2 protein-coding genes and 1 pseudogene are annotated in these 3325 nt (G+C 47.6%); 1 reads left to right on the top strand and 2 read right to left on the bottom strand.

All coding sequences use genetic code 11. The annotated features are described in order from the left end of the window. Positions 1–75: 75 nt before the first annotated feature. Complete coding sequence (locus BM485_18150; GenBank protein OKY73579.1) at positions 76–1296, top strand: IS256 family transposase; 1221 nt, start codon at positions 76–78, stop codon at positions 1294–1296. A 354-nt stretch (positions 1297–1650) separates the two neighbouring features. Here BM485_18150 and BM485_18145 read toward each other — a convergent pair. Both BM485_18145 and BM485_18140 read right to left on the bottom strand, forming a co-directional pair. Next, positions 1651–2193, bottom strand: a pseudogene (locus tag BM485_18145) (IS110 family transposase). Between the two features lie 7 nt (positions 2194–2200). Further along, the gene (locus tag BM485_18140; GenBank protein OKY73578.1) at positions 2201–3148 is read right to left on the bottom strand and encodes an IS1595 family transposase; all 948 of its coding nucleotides are present in this window, start codon (positions 3146–3148) and stop codon (positions 2201–2203) included. Positions 3149–3325: the final 177 nt, after the last annotated feature.

Below are 3325 nucleotides of genomic sequence, written 5' to 3'. Positions count from 1 at the left end.
GGAGGGTGTAAAATAGTTTGTGTAAATGGCTATGACTGAGTAAGTCAAAAAACTACCCTTTAAAAAGGAGCTCATATGGCCATTGATAAAGAAATTTTGGATCGTTTACTTGCCGACTACAATTACCAGAAGCCCGAAGAACTGATCGGTGAAAACGGGCTGCTCAAGCAGCTCACCAAGGCCTTACTGGAGCGGGCGTTACAGGCGGAAATGACCGTCCACCTGGGCCACGAAAAACATGGAACCATCGTCACCAAAGGCGGTAATGCCCGAAATGGTAACTCTGCAAAGACCATCAAGGGCGACTTCGGTAAAATGCCGATTGAGGTCCCGCGCGACCGCGACAGCAGTTTCGATCCGGTCATCATTCCCAAAGGGCAAACCCGCTTTCCCGGCTTTGACGACAAGATTATCTCTCTCTACTCCCGAGGGATGACTACCAGGGAGATTCAGGGGCACTTGGAAGACATTTACGGAGTTGATGTCTCTCCCACCCTGATTTCAACGGTCACCGATGCCGTTGCTGACGAGGTTAAAGTTTGGCAAAATCGCCCGTTGGACCCCATTTATCCCATTGTTTACATGGACGCTATCCGGGTTAAGGTGCGCGACAATGGGCATGTTAAGAACAAGGCGGTCTATCTGGCTATTGGCATCACCATGGACGGCGTCAAGGATGTCCTGGGAATGTGGGTTGCCGAAAACGAGGGCGCCAAGTTCTGGTTGCAGGTAGTGACTGAGCTAAGAAACCGTGGCGTGCAGGATATTTTCATTGCCTGCGTCGATGGCCTCAAGGGTTTTCCTGAAGCCATTGAGACGGTTTTCCCCTTCACCCAGGTCCAGCTCTGTCTCGTCCACATGGTGCGCAATTCCCTGAAATATGTCTCATGGAAACAGCGCAAAGAGGTGGCTGCGGATCTCAAGGCCATTTACCAATCGCCAACAGCCGAGCAGGCCGAAATGGAACTGATGACCTTTGAAGAAAAATGGGACAAAACGCATCCGTCCATCGGCCAATCCTGGCGAAGAAATTGGGAAAGAATCACCCCATTTTTTGCGTATTCGCCCGAGATACGCAAGGTGATATATACCACCAATGCTATTGAGTCGTTGAACATGTCACTGCGCAAAGTTACCAAGAACCGGGGTTCATTTCCCAATGACGAGTCGATGCTTAAACTGCTTTACATGGCGCTGAACAATATCGCCAAAAAATGGACTATGCCAATCAGAGACTGGAAGGCTGCCTTGAACCGCTTTTCAATCTTGTTCGGCGACAGAATGCCTGCATATTGAAAATTAAAAATGAAAACCATTTACACAAAATTCTTTACAGGCCCTGGAGCCGGGTTTGCACGATTTGATTCCCTGTGGCTTTTCATTCCATCCTGTTTAAATCTGATCTTTTTCATTTTTTCTCTGGGTCACCGTCGATGACGCGACCAGACATCCATTTGCTGCATCCGAAATCAGATACAGATCTTGCTACCCTGTATCTTGCATGATCTCCGCAGAAGATTGAGTTTGGGCCAACCCGCCAGCCTCGAAACAGATTTCATCGTCGCATTACAGTTCTGCATGCATAGTCCCCAATTCGGCGAGGACTGACGGGAAGATCGTTATCTATAACAGGAAGTATGTATTTTCTTCTCAGGCTACTTTCTTTTCTTCATGATGGATAAAATCGGCCTGATTTTTGTCAACAGCCATCATATACGCAACCAGCTTTCTGGCCACGGCGAGAGTTGCCCTGTTTCTGTTGCCTTTCCGCAATTCCCGTTCGTGGACAGCTTCCAGTTGGCTATTCCAATGCGGGGCAATCTTGGCGGTTTCAATAAGCATAGTCTGGAGATGCTTGTTGCGCTTTTTGGAAATCGGCCCCCGTTGTTCTTTGCCGGCTGATTCCCGCTGCGCGCTGCATAGTCCACAGTAACTGATTGCCTGCCGTATTGAATTAAATCTCATGGGGTCGCCTATCTCCAATACCCAGGTCAGCGCCATCACTTCGCCGACCCCGCGAATTGTCATCAAACGCTCCACTCTTTCCTGAATTAGACTGTGAGTCCGCAATCCAGCAATGAGCCGTTTCTGCAGAGCCCGAAATATCTCGAAACTGGAACGGCTCAATTTTAATAGCTCTCTTACTGACGGCGGTATCTCGTCAACACTATCAAGCAGTTCATTGAAATATTTTTTGTGATTACCATCGACTTTCAGCCAGCTTCAACAGCCTAATAGGCCTCGGCAAAGTATGCACAGCTGCATGGGCTAGGCTTGGCACCATTTTGCCCAACTGAAAACGATGGTTGAATCGGTAACAAAACTCAGCAAAATAGCGAGGTATATGTTTCTCACTGATTGCATGGTAGCTTCCACGGATGGCATTTTTGACGTTGCCGAGCATGGTGTTCACCCATTTGAACTCTTTGATCTCAACACTGTCAGGACCGCCTCCCGTGATAATGCGTTGATGAGCACAACCTGCTTTCTTGATTCCCGTAAAGCAGCTGAAACCATCGGTCACAACAATACTGCCTGGCGCCAGGTGTTTCTCGGACCATTGGGAAATTTCTTGCTTAGAAAATGTGGTCACCTGGCTGAAACGCATTTGCTGGGGATGACCTTCTTCGTCAGTGGAAACGGCGGCAACAAAAGGCGTTTTCCCGGATGCTCCGCGTCCTCTTTTTCCACCTCTGCTTTTGCCGCCAATATAGGAATCGTCGATTTGGATGAAGCCGGATAGGGGTGTTGCGTCATCTTGTTTTTTCATGACGTGCTGCAACTTATGCTTCATGCGCAAAGCAGCATTGGCAGAAACCCCAATGGTTCTCGAAAGATTGAGTGAGGATATGCCATCTTTTGACTGGGTGATAAGGTAAATTGCAAGGAACCAGATATTGAGCGGCAGTTTTGTGTTATCGAAAATGGTTCCGCTTGTAACAGATGTTTGCCGGTGGCAACGTCGGCATTGGTAGACTTTGCGGCTGCTGATTTGACAATAACAGGTGTGGCCGCATTCCGGGCAGACAAAGCCCAGCGGCCACCTCAGATCAAAGAGAATTTGACGGCATTTCTCGTCAGTGCCGTATTTGGAAAAAAACTGTGTCAAACTCATGCCTTTTTGAAACTGAATTTTATTTTTTGCCATGGGACCCTCCAATTGAATGGTTGCTTTTGAAGGATTATCCCATACGAGATAGGACAAATAGCGTCCTACCAATTAAAAAACTGAAACTTTATATGAAACTCTCAGTTTGGGGGGCAACAAAGTCCTTTTTTTTTTAATTGTGTCAGAATCAGCCTCTGGCAGATAATTTTTATATTC

This window comes from Desulfobulbaceae bacterium DB1, from assembly GCA_001914235.1.
Classification (GTDB): Bacteria; Desulfobacterota; Desulfobulbia; order Desulfobulbales; family SURF-16; genus DB1.
The sequence above is the reverse complement of the archived record's forward strand: the minus strand, read 5'-3'. Positions and strand labels throughout refer to the sequence as shown.